This window comes from Microcoleus sp. ARI1-B5, assembly GCF_036705795.1.
In the GTDB taxonomy this organism is placed as follows: Bacteria; Cyanobacteriota; Cyanobacteriia; order Cyanobacteriales; family Microcoleaceae; genus Microcoleus.
Genome location: NZ_JAUBVK010000005.1, coordinates 403386 through 424910, shown reverse-complemented (window position 1 = coordinate 424910; position 21525 = coordinate 403386). Strand labels below are relative to the sequence as shown.

Here is a 21525-nt window from a genome sequence, read left to right as displayed (position 1 = left end):
TGTAAAGGCCTGTAACGACAGTTAAACTGATGAGGGTCATCAGGAAAGCTGATGAGGGTGACGCTAGGGGGAAAAAAGCCGTGAAGCGCAGCTATCCCTCTTCTGGAATCGCTCGCGTGAATTGATGCTTTTAAAATCAACTCAGATATTGCAGCCATCGCCACACTCCCGCACGCGAGGCCGGTGAGAAGCCCGCCCCACAACAGTTTATTGATTGTGGAACCCTGACGCGAGCCCGTTGCGGACTTTGGTGCAAGATGCGAGATTAAGGCAGTAGGGGCAATCCCCGCCGTGGTAGTCGCGATGTATATATAGTGTTTTGTAGGGGCAATCTGCGCCGTGGTAGCCGCGATCGATCGGGATGCGGCGCTGTGTCTGAGCTTTGAGAATTGCCAAAAGAATATAATAGATGCGGGGCGGGGAATGCAGTCACATTAGCGATCGAGCGCGTTTTAAACAGCTTGTCACGCAAGTCATATATCATAAAAATGCTGTCGCAGTTGGGCGCGTAAGACCAACGCAATCAGGGCAGCGTTCGATCGACAATTGAGCTCGTGCGATCGCAAATCTAGCGCACTGAGCGTTAATTAATAGTTATCAAACCATCAGAGCAAATCCTGTCTAAAGTTGGTTGAAAAAAAATAAAATTGAGTTAATACTTATCAAAATAAACAACTATCAATACTTAATAAAGTAACCACAAGAGAGTTAAACCCATGTCAGAAAATTATGTAGGATTAGATACAGAAGATTACGAGTCCCTCAAAATCGAGGTAGAAACCCTCAAAGCGCGCGTTGCCGAACTAGAGTCTGCCTCGAAACCCGAACCCGCTATAGTTGCCAAACAAAAGGCGCTGTTTGCTGTAGTGACCAAAATTCGGGAGTCGCTAGACTTAGATATTATTTTTCAATCAACCGCTCGGGAAGTTCGCCAACTGCTGAATGCCGATCGAGTGGCAATATTTCAATTTTACCAGGATTCAGGATTTGACGACGGGGAATTTGTGTCAGAAGACGTGCTGCCAGAGTTTGATTCAGCAAAAGCTGTAAAGGTACACGACCACTGCTTTGGCAAACAATATTCACTGCGGTATCAGCAAGGAAGAATTCAGGCAGTAAATGATATCAATCAAGCCGGATTGAGCGATTGCCATATTGCTATTCTTGCCCAGTTTCAGGTAAAAGCAAACTTAATCGTACCTTTAGTCAAAGGCAAGAAACTTTGGGGATTGCTGTGCATTCACCAATGTCGCGCCCCGCGCCAGTGGCAGCAAGATGAAATTGAGTTTGCCAGTCAAATTGCGGTGCATTTAGGAGTAGCAATACAGCAAGCAAAACTTTTAGATGAAGCCCAGAGGCGGTCAACAGCACTCCAGACTACTCTGGAGACTCAATTGCGAAAACGCACTGAAGAGCTGGTTAAGGAAGCAGACCGAGAACGAGCAATAACTCGGATGATTGACAAGATCCGCCAAACCTTAGATATGGAAACAATTTTCCAGACAGCAGCGACTGAAGTGCGCAAACTTTTGAATGTCGATCGCATTGCCATTTATCAATTCCGTGAAGACTATTTCGGCGACTTTATCTTTGAATCAGAATCCGGCGACTGGCCGAAATTGGTAGGCAGCGGTTGGGAAGACCCCTACTTAAACGAACACCGAGGAGGCAGATTCCGGTGTGCGGAAACCTTTATCGCTGATGATATTTACAATGCCGGCCAGAGCGAGTGTCACATAGAAGCTTTAGAATATTTTGGTGTCAAATCCTGTGCGGTAGTTGCGATTTTTAAAGGAGAGAAACTCTGGGGATTGCTCAGTGCCTTTCAACACAGAGGTGCGCGTCACTGGGAAGAAACGGAAGTCAAGTTGCTGAATCAAATTGGCACTCATTTGGGAGTGGCTTTGCAGCAGTCAGAGTACCTAGAACAAATACAGTTTCAAGCTAAACAGCAGGCGAAAGCAGCAGAACAGGAACGGACATTAACTAGAGTAATTGAACGGATTCGCCAGACGCTAAATATTGATAAAATATTTAGTGCTACGACTCAAGAAGTGCGGCAAATCCTAAACTGCGATCGGGTAGGAGTTTACCGTTTTTTTCCAAACTGGAGCGGGGAATTTGTGTCGGAGTCGGTAGAAGAAGGTTGGATACCTTTAGTAACTGACAAAGTTAAAACAGTCTGGCAAGATGATTATTTGCAAAAAACTGAGGGCGGCAGGTATCGCCATCAAGAAATTTTTGTAGTTAATGACATCTACAAAATTGGTCACTCTCCATGTCACGTCCAAATTCTCGAACAAATTCAAGCCAAAGCATATTGTGTAGCGCCTGTTTTTGTGGGGGAAAATCTCTGGGGTTTGCTAGCAGCTTACCAGAACTCGGGCCCCCGTGAGTGGGAAGCGGGAGAAGTCAGGTTGCTGGCTCAGGTTGGCAGTCAATTGGGAGTAGCTATGCACCAAGCAGAATTGCTCGATCGCACTAAAAAGCAGTCCTGGGAATTGCGGACGACTTTGGCAGACTTAAATGCGATCGTTGACAATTTGGCTGACGGGTTATTAGTCACTGACATTGAAGGTAAAATTACCAGGTTTAACCCGGCCCTGCGGGCGATGTTTGAATTGAAAGATGTTGACCTGAAAGGAAAAAAAGTATCCGAAATCTTTCCTAAAAAATTAGCAAAATTGGTCGAGGCGACAGAGCACCGAGAGGGAGAAATTGTGACGCTGGAAGTGGAACTGGGAAATAGCAGGATCGGTCAAGCTTTAGCGACAACTATTCTGAAAGAAGCGGTGAAAGATGAAGCAGATCGCTCTCTAGGTTCGGTGATTTTGATTAGAGATGTTACGGTGGAACGAGAAGTTGACCGGATGAAAACAGATTTTCTGGCTACAGTTTCTCACGAACTGCGGACGCCTTTAACTTCGGTTTTGGGTTTTGCTTCGCTGATTAAAGAAAAGCTAGAAGAAGTGATTGTTCCCGCAGTGCCAGCGGAAGACCGCAAAATTAAAAAAGCCTTGAATAAAGTGGGAGATAATATCAACATTATTGTCTCAGAAGCTGAGCGGTTGACATCTTTAATTAATGATGTTTTGGATATTGCTAAGATGGAAGCCGGGCGCGTTGAATGGCAGTTACAGCCGACAAATCCCGTGCAAATCTTAAAACAGGCGATCGCCGCTACGTCATCTTTATTAGAAAAGAATAATTTAAAGTTGATTAAAGATTTTAGTCCCGGACTGCCGCAGGTATTAGTAGACCGCGATCGCATGGTTCAAGTCGCGATTAATTTAATCTCGAATGCAGTCAAGTTCACAGAATCAGGTTCTGTCACCTGTCGGGCAAGAGTAGAGAGTGACGAGCTGGTTATTAGCATTATTGATACTGGCATAGGTATTGCACCAGAAGACCAAAGTAAAGTTTTTGAAAGATTTAAACAAGTAGGAGATATCCTGACCGAAAAGCCTAAAGGCACTGGCTTGGGGCTGCCAATTTCCAAACAAATTGTTGAACACCACGGCGGTAGAATTTGGCTAGAAAGCGAGTTGGGCAGGGGCAGCACTTTTTGCTTTAGTATACCGCTCGTCAAAAATATTGAGCAGGTGGAAAAATGCAAAAATATCAATGATTTAATCTGGCAACTGAAACAGCAAGTTGTCAGCAGAACTCCGATCGGCGTTAAAGAAAGCCAGCAGATTTTAGTTGTTGACGATGAGCCTAACATCCGGGAAATGCTGAGGCAGTCACTGGAAGAAGAAGGGTACAAAGTGGCCGAGGCAATTAACGGCATAGATGCTATTTCTAAGGCTAAAGCAGTCAAACCAAATCTGATTATTTTAGATGTAATGATGCCTCACATCGACGGTTTTGATGTGGCGGCAGTTCTCAAAAATGACCCGGAAACTCGGGGTATTCCGATTATCATCGTCTCCCTGATTCAAGACAGAGAAAGGGGGGGCCGTTTGGGAGTTGATAGCTATTTTACCAAGCCTATAAATGTAGCGGGACTGTTAAAGGAGATCGGCTTGCTGCTGCGGCAAGGGATGTCAAATAAGACGGTGTTGGTGGTTGTTAGCCATGCTTCAACTCTCAAAACTTTGTCGGATGCGTTGGTTTTTCAGGGATATAATGCGATCGAGGCATCTGATGCTCGACAATGCCTGGAGCGAGTTAGAGCGATCGAGCTGGATTTGATTATTATTGACGAAGCGTTATCTCAAGAGCAAGAATTGGTCAAAAAATTGCGGCTTACTAAGGGCTTGGAAAATGTATCCATAATTGTTTTGGGAGATATTGCAGAGGATAACGGGCACAACAAACAAATTAATGAGGAATTGCTGTGAAAAAAGTTTTAATTGTGGATGACGAACCGAATATTCTGATTTTGATGGAGCAGGCTCTGGAAAAGTTGGAAGATGAGGATGATGTAGAGTTGCTGACGGCGAAAGATGGACTGGAGGCATTGAACATAATTAAAGAAGAAAAGCCAGATTTGGTTTTTCTCGATGTGATGATGCCCAAAATGAGCGGGTTAGAGGTATGCAATACGGTTAAAAATGAACTGGGCATGGAGGATGTTTACATTATTATGTTGACAGCTAAGGGACAAGAGTATGATAAGCAAAGCGGTATGGCTGTGGGGGCAAATCTTTATATGACTAAACCTTTTCGCCCGAAAGAAGTGCTGGTCAAAGCTAGGGAAGTTCTGGGTTTGACTGCACAGATGTAGGGAGAGGTACGCAATCAATTAACAAGAATAGTCTTTGGTTTTTGGTCGTTGGTTCCCCCGCCCAAAAACGGATAGAAGTTTCCGACACTCGTCGCCAGCAGCCCAAAATTTTAGACGCTAGTTCCTGCTTCCAGATTCTCTGTGCTGCAAGTAAATCTAAAATCTAAAATCTCAAATCTCAAATCGACTGGCTGGTTAAAAATTAATGACTAACGATCGCTCACTCATGACTAATAGTAAAGTAAATGGTTCGCATCAATCTCAAAAAATTGATTTCTAAGAAAGATTTGCGGGCGGTAATAGAGGGCGCGCGCGGTGTTTTGGATACTCCGATCGCGATTCGGAATCTTGAAGGAACTATCTTATTTGGCGAAGACTGTCAGAGTTCCTTCAATACGTATCCTATCATCCTAGCCGATGAAGTTATCGGTTACGTAACAGGAACTGAAAAGGCAGCATTTCTTGCCGATATGCTGAGTTATGCTGCCAGCGCCGACTTGGGTGTAAGAACTTTGGCTGTTGATACTTTAGATAAGTACGAAGAAGTTAACTTTTTGTACGATTTCTCTAGCAAAATAGCTACTTGTTTGGGAGTTGCTGAAGTTAGTAAGTTGGTAGTAAATGAAGCTAAAAAATTGATTGAATCTACGAATATTTCAGTCATGCTAATGAATAAAAAAATAGGTAAGCTGGAGATTATTTCTGCCCGCGGAAAAGAGCATAACTGCAAAACAAAAATCGGTCCAAATATAGGGATAGCAGGTCATATTCTTGTTTCTGGAAAAGCTGAAATAGTCAATGATGTCTTGTCCGATCCCAGATATGTTCCGGGAGACAATGAGATGCGTTCTCTGATTTGTGCGCCTCTAACAACGCAGAACGGTACGATCGGCGTGATCAATATTAGTCATAACGAACTTGTCAACTATACGGCACAGGATTTAAAATTATTTACGGCTTTGGCATCGCAAGCGGCGGCGGCGATCGAGAATGCGCTTTTACATGAAAGTAAATTGAAGGAAGAACGGATTAAAAATAATTTGGAAAGATATCTTTCCCCCCAGGTGGTGCGAGCAGTGATTGAAGCTAAAGGAGAGATTTCTCTGAATCCGACTAAGCGAAATATAACGGTTCTTTTTTCTGATATTAGAGATTTTACAACTAAGTGTGAAGAGCTTCCGGCTGAAAAAATAGTGATGTATTTAAACGAGTATTTCACGGAAATGGTAGAGGTAATTTTTAGTCATGAAGGTACTGTGAATAAGTTTGTGGGAGATATGATTGTGGCAATGTTTGGGGCGCCTTCGGAGGTGGCCGATCGCGAAAGGAAGGCGATCGAAACTGCGATCGATATGCAGCGCCGGATTAGGAGAATGTCGCTTCCTTGGATTACGGATAATTTTCTCACAGGTATTGGCATTAGTTCGGGGGAGGTAGTTGTTGGTAATATTGGTTCGCCGCAGCACATGGACTATACTGCGATCGGGGATGAGGTGAATATTGCATCTAGGTTGCAGTCAATGGCTGAGGGAGGACAAATTTTGGTCAGCGACAGTGTTTACAGCGCTACTAAAGATATGTTTGAATTTAGGAAAATTGGTTCTGTGATTGTTAAAGGTAAGAAGAAAGCTGTCGAAACTTTTGAGGTGATTTATCAAAAGTGAAGTTCGGCAACGAGCAATGTACGGGATGTAACGGATGGATGGATGGATGGAAGAAGGAAGAAGGAAGGCTTTAGTTATCGTCGCGAGAAAAGGCTTTAGTTATCGGCGCGAAAGAAGGAAGAAAGAATTTATAGAAACATTCACACGAAGGAAATCATGGGGTTTTGCAGTCTTGTCTGTTTATTTGCTACACTAGAGGTTGCGCTCTGTCAATAAACCTTAGATTTATGCACAGGTTATTAACTGGGAAACTGCGGGTAGACTGTTTAACAATACCGATCGCGAATCTTCCAGCAAATCTATCGGGTACTAAAATTGTACAGCTTACTGATTTTCATTATGACGGGGTGCGGCTGTCGGAATGGTTGCTAGTCGAGGCGATTGCGGCGGCTAACGAAGCCGAACCAGACTTAATTTTTTTAACAGGAGATTTTATTACCTACGATCCGGCGCCTATTTACGGCTTAGTGCAGCGATTGAAAAACTTGCAAAGTCGGGTGGGAATTTACGCGGTTTTGGGGAATCACGACCACTATTTCCCGGGTGCCAAAATTGAGGTGGCTAATGCTTTAAATAACGCAGGTATTCGGGTTTTGTACAATGAAGCTATTTATCCTTTGGGACCTGAGTTGGCTTTAGTTGGATTGGCAGATTTTTGGTCGGGCGATTTTGCACCTGCGCCTGTAATGGCATCAATAAATCCGGCGATTCCTCGGATTGTCTTGTCTCACAATCCTGATACTGCTGAAATCCTGCAACAGTGGCGGATTGATTTGCAGTTTTCGGGACACACTCATGGGGGTCAAATTGTGATTCCCGGTATCGGGCCTTTGTATGCTTGGATCAGAAAAATTGGCTATTTGATTCCTCCAGGAATCAGAAAGTTTATTCCTTTTCTGTCGGCTTGCGATCGGGTAGTTAGTCACTGGGAATGGGCTAGCGGTTTGCATCGGGTTGGGAGTAATTTGCTGTACGTTAATCGCGGTTTGGGTACTTATGCGCCTGGGAGGCTATTTTGTCCGCCGGAGGTGACGGTAATTACTTTGGTTTGTCAAGAAGACGCTCGCGGTTGAAACCGCTTCTTGTCAGACAAAACCCTAGAAAAGCGGGTTGAAGACTGGAAGGTTAAAATTATGTTGTTTTGTTCAGTCCGCGTCGGCGGAAGAAAGTTTATGTAGACGTGGTTTCAACCGCCATTTTTTTGTGCAATTCCTATTATTAACTGGCTTCTGCAAAGCGATAGCCTCTGCCGTAAACTGTGTGAATTAGGACTGATTCGTTAGGGGCTTCTATTTTGCGCCGCAGCAGGCGAATTTGAGCTGCTAATACGTTGCTGCTGGGTTTTTCTGTTTCACTCCACAAATATTGGTGGATTTGTTCGTGTGTTAGTATTTGACCGGGATGGCGCATTAGGTATTCTAATAGTTGACATTCTTTTTCTGATAGGTCGATTGTTCGATCGCCCCGATAAGCTATTTGATTGTCGTAGTCTAGCTGTAAGTCTGCGACTTGCAGCCGCCCGACAGCCACTTCGGCGTCAAAAGTAGGAGGGCGCCGCAGCAAGGCGCGGACTCGGGCTAGGAGTTCTCGCAGTTCAAAAGGCTTGACTAGATAGTCGTCTGCGCCTGCGTCGAGTCCTTGTACGCGATCGTCTAGGGTGTCTTTGGCGGTGAGAAATAGGACTGGTGTATTCCGTCCTTGCGATCGCAATTGCTGACAAATTGCCAATCCGGTTTGTCTCGGTAGCATCCAATCCAAAATTAGCAAATCGTAATTTCCCTGCATTGCTAAATTGCTGCCAGTTGCGCCGTCAAATGCCACATCAACGGTATAACCTTCGCGGCTTAAAACTCGACTCAAAGGGTCAGTCAACTCAACTTCATCATCAACTAAAAGAATCCGCATTCTGATTTTAGATTTTAGATTTTAGATTTTAGATTTTAGATTTGAGCATGAATTACGTAAAGCTTGCAGACAAGCAGGTTGTGTAGGGCAAACTCTCCGCGGTTGCCCATCTGTGGTGAGGTTGCGATCGCGACCTGTTTAGGTTAAGCAAACTGATTTTTGCGAGATTTTAAAATGTGGAATACTTTCGGATTCGCTGCAAGCTGCTGCTAGCCATTCCTGCATTGCAGGCAGTGCCAAAAGCGCATCAGCATAAGCTTTTGCTTCTGGATCTAATTTGACTTCGTAGGTGACAAAACGCATGACAACGGGGGCAAACATAGCGTCAGCAATTGTGAATTTTCCGAACAGCATATCGCCGCCTGTTCCGAATTTTTGGCGGCATTCGCGCCAAATGGCAAAGATGCGATCGATCTCTGCTTCGACACCGGGAGTCATTCCTTCTCCCGGATAGCGGTTGCGGCAGTCCATCGGCATATTTTCGCGCAGATTTTGGAAGCCTGCGTGCATTTCGGCGCTGATGGAACGGGCGATCGCCCTAGCTGCTATATCCGCCGGCCACAAATCACTCGCAAAGCGATCGGCAACGTATTCGCAAATTGCTAAAGATTCCCACACTTTCAAGTCGCCGTCGATTAAAACTGGCACCTTTCCCGAGGGAGAATAGCGCCGAATTTCCTCATGGGTTGTCGGGCAGTCTAAGGGGATTCTCACCTCGGCAAATTCCAGTCCAGCTTGTTTCATCGCCAGCCAAGCACGCAGCGACCAAGACGAATAATTTTTGTTGCCGATTACCAGAGTCAATTTTGTCATAATTTCGCTTTCAGCTAGGATTTATTTAGCAGGCAATCATTAACAAAGTCCGATTTAACTAAGTCTCAATACAATATATTATACACAAACACAATTATTAGCAATACCTAAACTTGTTTTGATATTTGAACAATTTGTGCTATTGTGGTTGAGGAAAAAGCTGTTTCCGCTCGGGCAGCGCCGATTCCGAATCCCAAACTCAGCAATTTACAATCGCAAATCAATATGATTACCGTAGCACTTCCCAAAGGCGGACTGTTAGGAGATAGCATTCGGCTGTTTAAATCGGTTGGATTAGACTTCAGTGCTTTTCTCGATTCCTCTAACCGACAACTTCAAATTTATGACACTACCGGAACGGCAAAAGCTTTGCTGGTAAGGACGCACGACGTGCCGGTTTATGTGGAATACGGTCAAGCTGATTTGGGGATTGCTGGTTATGATGTTTTGCGGGAAAAAACTCCGAAAGTTGCCAATTTAATTGATTTAAAATTTGGCAAGTGCCGGCTGTCGGTGGCGGTGAAGGAATCTAGTTCTTATCGGCGCAGTGTGGATTTGCCTCCTCACGGTAGAGTTGCTTCTAAGTTCGTACACTGTGCGAGGGAATATTTTCATAATTTGAATTTGCCGGTGGAAATTGTGCCGCTTTACGGTTCTGTGGAGTTGGGACCGATTACGGGTATGTCGGAGGCGATTGTGGATTTGGTTTCGACTGGCAAAACTTTGCGGGAAAATGGTTTGGTGGAAATTGATGTTTTGTTTCAAAGTTCGGCTTATTTGATCGGTCATCCTTTGAGTTACCGTTTGAATTCTGGCGGGGTTAATGAGTTGATCGGGAAGTTGAGAGAGCAGGTTTTGACGGCGGTTTGATGTGCGCTCAAATTAGAATCATTCCTGGACGCAACTCCCACTCTTATGGAGTTAGTTTTTAAGTACGTTGTTGCGCTTGGGCGCTCTTTCATGAAGCAAAGAGCGCCCAAGCCCCCCCCCCCCCCCAACAACGTACCTTTATTAATGTGACAATTGCGTCCTGGATTGAGAATGTTCTCATAGGTTTTATTTAGCTCATTTCTGAGCTGATATTTGCAGGTATAAGACCTAGTTTTTCCTGGCATTTTTCTATATAAAAACGGGTCACTGTATCAGCGGGGTTTTGTTCGATTAGTTGCTGAAAATATCCCAAGGCGGCGACAAATCTTTGGGATTGCCATCCTTGAATTCCTTTGTCAAATAAAGTCTGGGTAAGCTGTTTTGCCTCAGAGTCGGGACTTGAGGCGGGCCAGATTTCGTATATTTCAATAGCTTGCTGCTTGCCGCGCGGGGTTACTCGATCGATCCAGCGATAATAATAATAATTGTTGCTTGGCGAATGGCTGTCGGCTGCTGTCGCGTGAGAAGCAGAAATCATACTCTCCGGTGTTTCCACTTCCAAGTCGCACTTTAATAATAGACTTTCTTTTGAGTTTGAGTTCGGACTTATGCTATTTAGAAATTCTCTCGCATGAACGATCGCATTTTCGCTAACAATTATTTGGCAGCCGTATATTTTAGTCAAATTTTCCAACCGAGAAGCTGTATTTACTACATCGCCAATCACTGTAGAGTCCATCCGGCGATCGGAACCCAAGGTGCCGATCATGCCGATACCCGTGTTAATTCCCGTACCGATATTGACAGGAGATTCTAAATTGTATTTGTGTCGCTCGGCATTAAATTCCTGCAAACTTTCTTGCATTGCTACTGCGGCTTCGATCGCATCCATAGCGTGAGAATTTGGCCGATCAAATACTGCCATGATGGCATCGCCTAGGTATTTGTCAATAAACCCGCCGTGGGATGTGATGCAATGGTTCATTTTCGTAAAAAAAGCGTTCAACCATTCAAAGGTTTCGCGTGCTTCTTGAGATTCGGCGATCGCAGTAAACCCGCGAATGTCGCAAAATAAAATAGTCAGCTCTTCTTCTGTGACATTGCCCAACTGAATTGATTCTATTCCTTGCGGCGCAATTCGTTCGAGAAGCTGCTCCGGCACAAATAGCTGAAATTTTTCGGAAAGATATTCGTTGGCCTCCCAAGCTGCGGCAATTTGACGTTTGCTTTGCTCTCTGACTTGCTGGTTGAATTGGGAAGATACAGCTTGCGATCGCATTTGACTCAACTGCAAAACATTTTCAACTTTCGCCAGCAGCAAGCGACTGTTAAAAGGCTTTGTTAAATAATCATCGGCCATCATTTCTAACCCTCGGAGGCGAGAGGTGTCGTCATCGAGGGCAGTCAAAAAAATTACCGGTACAGTTTGCAATGCCGTATCCTTCCGCAGTCGATCGCACACATCAAAACCGTCCATCTCCGGCATCATGATATCCAGTAAAATGAGATCGGGTCGAGATGCGCGGGCGAGGGAGAGCGCTTCATCGCCAGATAGCGCTGATACTGTGGCGTATCCTTTCATTTGCAATAACTCTTCCAGTAAAATTAGATTAGCTGGCTCGTCATCAACCAACATGATGCAGGGCGACTTGTTTGACATGGAATATGATAGGTAAAGTTTGGTCACCGATCGGCAAAAACAAAGGATTGAGGTATTTAGCTAGGATTGACGCACGATCGCCTAGAAATCGGATTTTTTTCCGAAAATACTGCATCCAGACTTTTAATCCGGGTAAAAAACCCGCTTTCTTTAGTCTAATAGCGTCCAGAACTGATTGTGTTGTATTGTTTAGCCTTTCCCCTCGTTCCTGAAAAGAGATGTCCCCGATCGATCGCCGAAATAGTTGAGTTAGGTTAATATAAGTTGATTTTACATTCAATCTAAAATTTCTCTAATATTGAGTTTAGCGTTTCGCATCATAAAATGTAATAAATTACACCTCTGTGGCAGTGAACCCAGGATTAGTGGCAGTTGGAAAAGTAGGACAGCAGTGGCAAATACAATAGTGCGATCGAAGAGGGCCTCACGTGGGGCTGTTTTCTTTTTCCCTAATAGTCCTAGACGCACGGGTGGCCAGAAACCGGGTTGATGGACGAAAATCCTCTGCTACAGTCCGCAGTAAGGGTAAAAAACCCGGTTTCTTTGTCGGGAGTGCGTAAGTTCTGCCTAAAAAACCGATTCCTACGATCGGTTATCGGCGCTGAGGTGTCAAATCAGTGCGATCGGGCAAAGCAAACACAACTTTCACTCGAATATCGGGGACTTGCTGGCGGCATAACAGAAGATGTCCGTCAGCGTCCGATCGATTGCGGTATCGCCCGACAATTGCCCATTGCAAATTGGGCAGCAAACGGGCAACCGCCCAAGGCTTGAGGCACTCTTTGTAAGTCATAATGGTTTTGTCTCCATTGCATAAGGGAGCCAGAGCCAGCGCCTCTACCTACCAAGTGTCCGCGCTGGCTTTTGACTGTTTTGTTGCAGAAAAAGTTGTGGCTTTTCGCTGAACAAATTAATCGTATTTAACTCTATAAATATCTGTCAAGATCGTTAGTGCTATAACGCTAGCGTGTAATCGCTAACGCTTAATTGCTAGGATTATAGCTTTCATATAAAAATGCTAATAAATTGATTAATATGTACAGAGTGAAAGTCAGAGTTAAAGAGTTTTGCCAGCAGCGAAACTGGAGCCTCAACGAATTGGCCCTGCGTTCTGGTGCTACATACACTACTGTTCGCCGTTATGCAATGCAGCCAATGGCAAAGATAGACATAGATTCAGTTAGTCGCATTAAGGAAACGTTTGGCTGTTCTTGGGATGAGTTGTTGGAATTGCTTGGGGATGATTCTTTTGATGAGTGAGTGCGATCGCTTTGCAACTATCCAAGCAGCGGCCAAGCTGCGATCGCCCCCACCCTCATCAAATCAATCCACTTGGATGCGATCGCCCTCCAGCACATTACAGAGTGCGATCGCTTAATTGAACAGAAACAACCCCGGATCGACGTGAAAAAACCTCCCCAAAGCCTCAGCTTGTTTCTTGCTGATTTCTAGCCGATCGTTAATTACCTCAACTACCGCCTCACTCGAACCCATAATTTCTAATAAATCCTCTGCTTCTAGACTTCGAGCATCCATCAAATGCAGCAGCCTTGACTTTGGCGTTGATGTATTAAGTTGATAGTGCCGCTCTTCAAAATCCTCAATCAGTTTTACTAGCAGTTCTAACAGCGCATCTTCTTCTGGAGTCAGATTTGGACGAGAGAGTAATTCTTCAACAATCTCCAAAAAAATCTCGTTTTCCTCTTCTGTTTTGATAATTCGAGGCTGATATTGAGAGAGCAAGCTGCTGTAAATTTTTAGGTCAAAAGTAATAGTCATTTTTCCAGGTTTCCTTGTCATACTCGGCGTGAGTGAAAACGTATTTTATATAAATAATTTGCTTCTCATAGTTAATACTCACGATTCAGCGATATTTATTTCCTTTGATATTAAAAACTGTAAAATTTCTAACTGCTTCAGCTTTGAGATAAACAGCTTGAACTTCAACAAGATTAGTCCAGGCTGCTTTACTGGCAATTTTATACCAGTCATCGAGGGCTTCGCAGGAATCAGCGTGACTTTGGCAGTAGTCTCTTAATTTTTTACGACTGATAACGTGCATTTAGCTATCATTCTGATATTTTCTAGATGTCTGAATCCATGTCATCATCTATTATATAGTAGATAGCGCGTCTAAATCATTTCAAGCAAAATTTTATTGGCACTTTGATGGACAAGCTTTTCTCATCGCGCGCAAGCTAACAGTTACTTTTAGAAGCTTTGTATAAATGCTGTTTAAGTGAGAAAAGAACGGACTGTAGCGATCGCCAAATTCAGATCCAGCGGCTTGCTCAAATAAGCCGAAGCCCCCGCTTCCAAACATCGATCGCAGTCACCAGCCATCGCCATCGCCGTCACCGCAATCATCGGTACCGACTCCCAGACAGGATTTGCTTTAACTCGGCGCATCAACTCAAAGCCGTCAACATCCGGCAACTGAATGTCCATCAAAATCAAATCCGGCAGCAACTCGGGCGCAGTAGAGGCGGCAAGAATGCGATCGAGCATCGACGAACCATCCGCCAGAATCTCTACCCCGTAGCCCTCCAATTCCATCACCTCAGAAATTAACATTTGATTAAAAGGCTGGTCTTCGACAACCAAAATCCGCTTGCTGCCAAGCGGTAGAGCGATCGCAGAAGCAGGAACTAACTTGGAATCCAAGGCACAATTGGCAAAGGTTCCCAACTCTTGACGCATCTCGGTCAAAGGCAGCCAAACGCGGAAAAGACTGCCCCGATCGCAAACAGATTGAAAAGAAACAGTCCCCCCGTGCAATTCCGCCAGACGCTTAGTCAAAGCCAAGCCCAAACCAGTACCTTCGTGGCGCCTAGTCAGGGAAGAATCCACCTGTTGAAAAGGTCGAAATAACAAGTGCCAGCGGTCTTGAGGAATGCCGATACCGGAGTCTTTCACCTCCAAACAAAAATAAGGAGTGCTGGCATTTACAGGAGAACAATCGGGGCGATAGTCGCCGTTCATTTCGCTGCCGTAGGCCAGACGCCCGCTGAGTTTAACTTGTCCCCGCTCTGGGGTAAATTTGATGGCGTTGGAAAGTAAATTAATTACAATTTGTCGCACTCGCCGTTCGTCGAGCAAAACTTTAGTAATGCGGTAGTCGAGTTCTAAAGACAAAGCTATCCGCTTTTTATCTGCCCGCGGCTGAATCATTTTCAGACAGTCTGTCGCGAGTTCGTGAACGCGCACCGGCAGTAAATTGAGTTCTACTTTCCCCGCTTCAATTTTAGAAAGGTCGAGAATATCGTTGATTAGCTGCAACAAGTGCTGGCCGCTTTTTTCGATCAGTTCTACATAGTTCACTTGCCGATCGCTCAACTGTCCGGCTGTTTGCCGCAGCAGCAAGTCAGAAAAGCCGAGAATGCTGTTGAGCGGCGTCCGCAATTCGTGGGACATCGAGGCTAAAAACTCGGATTTCAACTGAGAAGAATACTCTAATTGTTCGTTAACTTGGCGGAGGTTCTCTTGTGTTTGAGCCCGCTCGATCGCCGCCCCCAGAGTCCGGCAAGCAGCCGTCAGAACTTCCTGATGCAGGGAGGCTTGCAGTTTTTGAACGTTGCGCGACTCCAGCGTCAGCACTCCGATGATTTGGCCGTCGGTAGCTGCGATCGGAAAAATGCCCAGTTGTCCGATTCCCCGATGCCGAAATTCCGGCACAGCATTGGGATGTTGGGCATAATCATCGACAAACAAAGGTTTACCTGTTTCCACCACTTCCCACAGCAAACCGGTGCCGTAGGGAATGCCTTTGTCGAGCAATTCTTGCATTCCGGCGGCCACGGGTTCCCCATAACTCGCCAGAAATTGACTCGAAACTTGGTTGGAAATCGCCGCCGCTTGCCGGTCTTTTCCCTTACCGCTAATCACTTTCACGTCTCCGAAAGCAGCATTCGTCGCTTCTACCAGATAGCTGAGGGCAAATTGACCTATTTCTTGCAAACTGTGAGAGTTTTGCAATCGTTCGGTTAAACCTAAAAGAAAGCTCAGCCGCCTGACTTCTGCGTTCAAGCTAGCTTGGGAGTTTTGGTATACCGTCACGTCTCGAAAGGTAAACAGCCGCCCGCCGCTGTTGGTAATTGTAGCGAAGACTTCCAAACAAACGGCATTGGATTGCTCGAAATAAAATGATAAACTTTCATCCTGAGATTTTTGCAGTGCTTGCTGAAACTGTGCCCACTGCTGAAGCGACAAGTAACCGCGATCGACAATTTCCGCAAACAGCGAGTCGCACTTGGGCTTGGTTGCCAGCCATTCTGGGGACAGTCCCCAAGTCCCGGCCAATTTTTTGTTAAACAAAACTAAGCAGTCTGACGAGTCGAACAGAGCGATCGCATTGTCTACTTGGTTGAGTATCAGTTCTTGGTCTGCCCTCAACTGCTGCAAGTCTATCTCCATTTTTTCTGTGTCTGTAGCTCTTAGTTTCGTTGTCATAACTTTCGACGGATATGGCAAGAGTTATTTTATAACCCCTTAGTTAATTTGACATATTTTTAGGTTTTTTGGTAGTGAGGGCGATCGATCTGCCTTGTGATCTGAGACACTTGCTGGTTGCGGAGGGTGAGGGGAGTGGTTTTTGGACTTGCATCGGCTAGAATACTAGATCGAGCAGTTTTCAATCCTCTTAAATACCGTAGGGACACGTCAATGCCGCGTCCTCTGTGCGATATCTTCACCCAACCTAAAACCGTTAGGATGAGGCAATAAGGAGGGAAAGCGTCATGACAGAAAGAGAATTTTTTAATAATAATTCTGTCGAAGCTGATGGCATCCGGTTTGAAATATTTGTGTCAAAAAGGGTAGTGGTTGTACCCATGCCATCAAAACCCAAATCTAATCATGATACATCGGTCAAGTTATATGTTCGCATTACCAACAACAGGTCAAACTCGTATTGTTTTAGCTTCCATCATAACTTTGTCCCAGAAATTATAGCAGCAGACGGTCAAAATATTAATGCTGGATATCAAGCGGACGGCATTGGATATCCTCACGTATTTGATTTTCACTTGATTAAGCCGGGGAAGTCTGTCAGGGTATTTCCGAATGCCCGTATTGGTGGGTATAGAAAACATCACAATAAAAAAACGCGAGGAAAATTTACTATTATCTCTGCCTTTTACGAGTCGTGACTTTTGGGAATTTCCACTAATAAATGTAGGAGATTATTCGCTCCGGTTCAAGTATGAAGTCACTAATAAATAAGTACAATAATATCATTATTTAATAAAGGAGGAATGGTCAAAGTTATACAACGACGCTCGACCAAACTATTGCAGCGATGAAGAAATCCTATACTATCATTATTTGATGGAGGAGGAATGCTTCAATGCGATATGGACGGGGCAAGTATTTACCCCTTCTGTAGATTTTTGCGTAGTGGATACAGTTAGTTAAATTGCATTTGACTAAGTATTTGCAGTTGATAATATCCGTGTTGCGACTGCATCATGCAAAAAGTGATCTCGACCTTTTGAGTAAATTGTCCAAACGTGCGATCGACCTTTCCAACTTGCATCACACAACGCCCCCGCGATCGACCTTGAGACTTGCATCATACAACGCCCCCGCGATCGGCCTTTTGAGTTGCATTATGTAATGCCGTGCGATCGACCTTTTGAGTTGCATTATGTAATGCCGTGCGATCGACCTTTTGAGTAAATTGTGCAAACGTGCGATCGACCTTTCGGCTTGCATCACACATTCAAGTAAAATCACTTACCCGAAAACACTTAGACTCACTTGAGCAAGGTTCGAGACTAAATTGTATTTTGTGCCGCTGTCGAATCACAAATTTTATAGTCAACCGCATACCATGTATAATAGTAAGCAACAATCACTTTTGAAAATCCCGTGAAGTTAACTGACACTCTTGTAAAAATTCTGTCAACTTAACTTCGCTCTACCTATATAAAAATACCCTGTTGAGCATTAATTTGGGATTCAAGGTGAACGGTAAACCTCAAAAACTTCAGTAAAAACTCTCTAGCTTTACTCTCATAATTGTGATAGCGTGTTTGTAATCGAAATTCCTTCGGGCCGTTAAGTCGTGTAAAAACCCAAGTTACAAAACTTAATGATTTGGTCTATTTTTTTCATCGAGCTTTTAACTAGATACATTTGTGGCATCGCTATCAATCTCTTCGTTGATTATCAGGGACATCAGGAGAACTTATGAACTACTGGGGACAACCTTACGGTGAAAAACATTACTGCGAAAGACCTAATTGCCAACAACCATCAAAGCTAGCGAGCAATCAGTTTTGTAGCAGTTGCCATCAGACAATTGGCCCAATTCCCACCTGCGTGCTGAAGTCGGAGTTTGTGGCAGCGACGAAACAGGAAATTGCCTCTCAACATCACATACCAGACCGTTTCCAACCGCAATTATCCTACGGTTATCCATCGGGCAGACTGCGGGATACACCAGAAAATCATTGGTCAAATTCTTCGTCACATTGGCCGAGTTCTGCGTCGGCTCGAAATGATTGTCAGCCTGTTTTAGGATATTACCGATACACTTTAGTTAAGCAGCCCCGACATTCGAGTGTCCGTGGCGGTAAATTATTTGGGCTGATGATAATTGGTGCGGCGGTGTGGTTCTGATTTGTTCGCTGATTGTCCAGTAATTGAGAGGGCGAGCGATGAGGTATTTTCTCCGGTTTTTATTGGCTTTAGTAATGGCGGCGCTCCTGGTAGTAACCTATGGAAGTATACAAGCTGTTGGCAATGAAAATTCACAAGTTGAAAAGGTAACAAACATGGCATCTAGAAAATCTAAGCGGAGCAATAACGTTAAACAAGATGGCCTCCAACTGAAAATGGAATGGCCAAAAATTGTGGCAATATCTATCCCCGAAAACAAGCCCGGTGTCACTGCTGAATTTAGCTTTACTGTCAGCCTTACTAATAATACACCAGCCCCTATTCCCTTGGCTATAGATTATGATGCTTTAATCCCAGAAATATTCGGGGCAGATGGTCAAGCACTGCACCGAAGAGAACCGATAAATAGGCAAGTTGGGAACGGAGAATATCATGGCTCGTTAGTTGGGGTCAGACAGCAGATATCCACCTCTATGGAGGGAATACTGTGTTGGCAAAATAATTTACTTCAACTGATATTACATCGCCCCACCTACGATGAAAGCCCTATTGATCTCGATAAATCTTGGTCTTTTGATACTCTTGGGTCTGGGGAATATCAGGTTCGATTCACTTATGAAACTCCGACGGGGACAATAGTATACACAAATCCATTCACTGTTTTTAACATTAAAGAAATACTAGAGAGAAAAGAAGTGCCGCTAGAGAGAATAGAAGTAGCTGGGACAGGTCAGTTGGTAACTCCCTTAGCTAATTTTCGCCTACTTCAACCTGTTGGGTTGAATAACAGTGCAGTGGAAGTAGATAGTATTCGTTTTGAAACTTTCATACCAGAGCCCTTGTTAACCCTGCCAAATAAGAGTGACAATTCATACCAATCTGTACAGATTGGTATGCGGATTACCAACAACACGCCAACCCCATTTTACTTCAGCTTTTATGGCACTTTTACCCCAGAACTTGTAATGCCAGATGGTGAGGTGAAGTGGAGTGATTATACTACCGACTGGATGAGAGGGCCTGAAGAATCTGATTTTCTGTTAGTCACACCTGGAAAGAGTGTGACATTCTTTCCAGATATCGGCCTCTTCTGGACTAATCATAGCCAATTTTCGCTTGGTATCTCTAGCGGATATGGTGGCCATTGCTCTTTTGACGGACTCAAGCCAGGTATATATCACTTCCGCTTCCTGTATGGAAATACGAGTGATACCATACCGAAGAAAAATCTTGCTGGGGAGTCGATTGAAAGTCGGCCAATAGAAAAAGTTTGGACTGGGCGGGTGGATACTCCCTTTGTTGAATTCCGCTTAATCGAGCTTTGAATGGCACATCACTATCAACTACAATGAAACTTTTTTACCGACTGCTGTTAACTTTAGTCTTGTGTGGTGTCATTGGCCTAGGTCATGTATCTAAAGAGTTGACAGCACTGGAAAATAAGGCAACTGACAAAGTAGCTAATTTGGAAATAGATAAGGTAACAAACATGGCATCTCAAAAAGCGAATAACAGCAATCAAGTTAAACAAGATGGTCTCCACCTGGAAATCACAGGACCAGAAATTGTGGCACTATCTATCCCCGAAAATAAGCCCGGTGCCACTGCTCCATTGAGCTTTACTGTCAGCGTTACCAATAATACACAAGCCCCTATTCCCTTCATAGATGATGATGCTTTAATCCCAGAAATATTCGGGCCCTCTGGTCAAGCACTGCGCCGAAGAGAACCGATAAATAGGCAGGCTGCGAGCGGGGAATATCATCGCTCGTCATTTGGAGTCGGAAAGCAGACATCTAAATCTATGGAGGGAAGACTGTCTTGGCAAAATAATGTGCTTCAACTGATGTTACATAACCAAATTTACGATGAAAGACCTATTGACCTCGATAAATCGTGGTTTTTTGATACTCTGGGGCCTGGAGAATATCAGATTCGATTTACTTATGAAACTCCGATTGGGACCATATTATACCCAGAGCCAGTCACTTTTATTCAGACTAGACCAGAAATTGGAATAGAAGTAACTGGAACAAGTCATTTGGTAAATCCCTTAGCCAATTTTCGCCTAATTCAACCTGTTGGATTGAATAACAGTGCAGTGGAAGTAGATGGTATTCGTTTTGAAACCTTCATACCGGAGCCCTTGTTAACCGTGCCAAATCAGAGGCGCAATACCAGAAATTCTGTACAGATTGGTATGCGGATTACCAACAACACGCCAACCCCATTTTACTTCAGCTTTTATGCAACTTTTACCCCAGACCTTGTAATGCCAGATGGTCAGGTACGGCGGGGAGACTATGGCATTAGCGACTGGATGAGAGGGCCTGAAGAATCTGATTTTCTGTTAGTGAAACCGGGAAAAAGTCTGACATTCTTTCCAGGTATCGACCTCTCCTGGAGAAAGCCAGACAAATTTTCCCTTCTTGTCCATAGCGGATATGGTGGCTTGTGCCATTTTGACTCACTCAAGCCAGGTATATATCACCTCCGGTTCCGGTATGAAAATACGAGTGATACCATACTGAAGACAAATCTTGCTGGGGAGTCGATTGAAATTCAGCCTATAGAAAAAGTTTGGACGGGGCGGGTGGATACTCCCTTTGTTGAATTCCGCTTAATCGAGCTTTGAGATGAATTAGGATCGAAAATAAGGAGGACAAACATCATGACTGTTGGAGAATCAAGTAAAAACAAGGCTGTTGAAGTTGATGGTATCCAGTTTGAAACATTAGTCCCAGAGCGAGAACTAAAAATTCCAAATCTAGAGAGTAAAACAAAGGTACAGTTGGGAATTCGCATTACTAACAATTCCCCAATATCCTATAGGTTTATGTTTTTCTGCTTGTCGCCCGAAATCAAGCGAGAGAATGGGGAATTAATACAACGAAGTTATGCTAGAAATGCAACTAAAGTACCGACAGCATCAGATTTTTTGTTGGTTCATCCCAAAGAAAGTTTGACATTTTTTATAAATTGTCAGCTCTGTTGGCGTGACTTTCAGCTTAGACTTAGAGGTTATGACGGTACTGGTGGAGTTTGGAGTTTGTACAATCTGAAACCAGGTGTATATAGTGTTAGGTTTAGTTATGAAAACCGCTCGAAAACAGGAAAAATTGATGGAGGGATGACACCCTGGCAATTCTTAGAACCTATGTGGACGGGTGCGGTTGCTACGCCCTATGAAGAATTTCGTATAGTGCACCCATGATGTGAAGTTGAGTCCTGGTGACTATCCGTAGATGATTTCAAAAAAAGCT

At 44.2% G+C, this 21525-nt stretch carries 19 protein-coding genes and 1 pseudogene; 12 read left to right on the top strand and 8 right to left on the bottom strand.

The genetic code is table 11. The features are described 5' to 3' along the window. Positions 1–716 precede the first annotated feature (716 nt). From QUB63_RS11490 to QUB63_RS11475, 4 genes are all read left to right on the top strand, one after another. Entirely contained in the window at positions 717–4343 is a 3627-nt protein-coding gene (locus QUB63_RS11490) for a GAF domain-containing protein (RefSeq protein WP_332945215.1), read from the top strand. Beyond that, a complete protein-coding gene (locus tag QUB63_RS11485; protein ID WP_332945214.1) occupies positions 4340–4729 on the top strand; it encodes a response regulator transcription factor in 390 nt (129 codons plus the stop codon). The genes QUB63_RS11490 and QUB63_RS11485 overlap by 4 nt, the downstream gene beginning before the upstream one ends. A gap of 245 nt (positions 4730–4974) precedes the next feature. Continuing rightward, positions 4975–6393: an adenylate/guanylate cyclase domain-containing protein gene (locus tag QUB63_RS11480; protein WP_332945213.1), complete on the top strand. Its 1419-nt coding sequence runs from the start codon at positions 4975–4977 to the stop codon at positions 6391–6393. A gap of 227 nt (positions 6394–6620) precedes the next feature. Further along, positions 6621–7466, top strand: coding sequence for a metallophosphoesterase (locus QUB63_RS11475; RefSeq protein WP_332945211.1), 846 nt, complete (start codon positions 6621–6623; stop codon positions 7464–7466). A 145-nt stretch (positions 7467–7611) separates the two neighbouring features. Here QUB63_RS11475 and rppA read toward each other — a convergent pair whose 3' ends face one another. Continuing rightward, a complete protein-coding gene (rppA, locus tag QUB63_RS11470; protein ID WP_332945210.1) occupies positions 7612–8298 on the bottom strand; it encodes a two-component system response regulator RppA in 687 nt (228 codons plus the stop codon). Between the two features lie 138 nt (positions 8299–8436). Beyond that, positions 8437–9111, bottom strand: coding sequence for a glutathione S-transferase family protein (locus QUB63_RS11465; RefSeq protein WP_332945209.1), 675 nt, complete (start codon positions 9109–9111; stop codon positions 8437–8439). Between the two features lie 225 nt (positions 9112–9336). Here QUB63_RS11465 and hisG point away from each other — a divergent pair, with 225 nt between their 5' ends. Further along, on the top strand, positions 9337–9981 hold the full coding sequence (gene hisG / locus QUB63_RS11460; RefSeq protein WP_332945225.1) for an ATP phosphoribosyltransferase: 645 nt from the start codon (positions 9337–9339) through the stop codon (positions 9979–9981). Positions 9982–10171: 190 nt separating this feature from the next. Here the strand turns inward: hisG and QUB63_RS11455 are convergent, their stop codons facing one another. Both QUB63_RS11455 and QUB63_RS11450 read right to left on the bottom strand, forming a co-directional pair. Further along, on the bottom strand, positions 10172–11641 hold the full coding sequence (locus tag QUB63_RS11455; protein WP_332945208.1) for a response regulator: 1470 nt from the start codon (positions 11639–11641) through the stop codon (positions 10172–10174). Positions 11642–12233: 592 nt separating this feature from the next. Then, positions 12234–12434, bottom strand: coding sequence for a hypothetical protein (locus QUB63_RS11450; RefSeq protein ID WP_332945207.1), 201 nt, complete (start codon positions 12432–12434; stop codon positions 12234–12236). A gap of 242 nt (positions 12435–12676) precedes the next feature. Here QUB63_RS11450 and QUB63_RS11445 point away from each other — a divergent pair, with 242 nt between their 5' ends. Further along, positions 12677–12901, top strand: a complete 225-nt coding sequence (locus QUB63_RS11445) for a helix-turn-helix domain-containing protein (RefSeq protein ID WP_332945205.1) — start codon at positions 12677–12679, stop codon at positions 12899–12901. Continuing rightward, entirely contained in the window at positions 12882–13019 is a 138-nt protein-coding gene (locus QUB63_RS11440) for a hypothetical protein (protein ID WP_332945204.1), read from the top strand. Before QUB63_RS11445 ends, QUB63_RS11440 begins: the two co-directional genes overlap by 20 nt. On the opposite strand, the gene QUB63_RS11435 is transcribed toward QUB63_RS11440, so the two are convergent. From QUB63_RS11435 to QUB63_RS11425, 3 genes and pseudogenes are all read right to left on the bottom strand, one after another. Next, positions 13016–13420: a helix-turn-helix domain-containing protein gene (locus tag QUB63_RS11435; protein ID WP_332945202.1), complete on the bottom strand. Its 405-nt coding sequence runs from the start codon at positions 13418–13420 to the stop codon at positions 13016–13018. The two genes, QUB63_RS11440 and QUB63_RS11435, sit on opposite strands and share 4 nt — an antisense overlap. Beyond that, positions 13404–13703 (bottom strand): annotated as a pseudogene (locus QUB63_RS11430) (type II toxin-antitoxin system HigB family toxin). The gene QUB63_RS11435 and the pseudogene QUB63_RS11430 overlap by 17 nt, the downstream one beginning before the upstream one ends. Positions 13704–13876: 173 nt before the next feature. Then, a complete protein-coding gene (locus QUB63_RS11425; RefSeq protein WP_332945201.1) occupies positions 13877–16090 on the bottom strand; it encodes a hybrid sensor histidine kinase/response regulator in 2214 nt (737 codons plus the stop codon). A 287-nt stretch (positions 16091–16377) separates the two neighbouring features. Between QUB63_RS11425 and QUB63_RS11420 the strand changes: the two genes are divergently transcribed. Further along, positions 16378–16788: a hypothetical protein gene (locus QUB63_RS11420; protein WP_332945200.1), complete on the top strand. Its 411-nt coding sequence runs from the start codon at positions 16378–16380 to the stop codon at positions 16786–16788. 422 nt (positions 16789–17210) lie between these two features. Here QUB63_RS11420 and QUB63_RS11415 read toward each other — a convergent pair whose 3' ends face one another. Next, positions 17211–17360: a hypothetical protein gene (locus tag QUB63_RS11415; protein WP_332945198.1), complete on the bottom strand. Its 150-nt coding sequence runs from the start codon at positions 17358–17360 to the stop codon at positions 17211–17213. Positions 17361–17830: 470 nt separating this feature from the next. Here QUB63_RS11415 and QUB63_RS11410 point away from each other — a divergent pair, with 470 nt between their 5' ends. The 4 genes from QUB63_RS11410 to QUB63_RS11395 all read left to right on the top strand — a co-directional run bounded on the left by QUB63_RS11410 (position 17831) and on the right by QUB63_RS11395 (position 21476). Beyond that, positions 17831–18262: a hypothetical protein gene (locus tag QUB63_RS11410; RefSeq protein ID WP_332945197.1), complete on the top strand. Its 432-nt coding sequence runs from the start codon at positions 17831–17833 to the stop codon at positions 18260–18262. Between the two features lie 62 nt (positions 18263–18324). Continuing rightward, positions 18325–19587, top strand: coding sequence for a hypothetical protein (locus QUB63_RS11405; protein WP_332945196.1), 1263 nt, complete (start codon positions 18325–18327; stop codon positions 19585–19587). A gap of 23 nt (positions 19588–19610) precedes the next feature. Next, positions 19611–20897 (top strand): hypothetical protein, encoded by a 1287-nt coding sequence (locus QUB63_RS11400; protein ID WP_332945193.1) that lies wholly within the window; start codon positions 19611–19613, stop codon positions 20895–20897. Positions 20898–20933: 36 nt separating this feature from the next. Next, entirely contained in the window at positions 20934–21476 is a 543-nt protein-coding gene (locus QUB63_RS11395; RefSeq protein WP_332945192.1) for a hypothetical protein, read from the top strand. Positions 21477–21525: the final 49 nt, after the last annotated feature.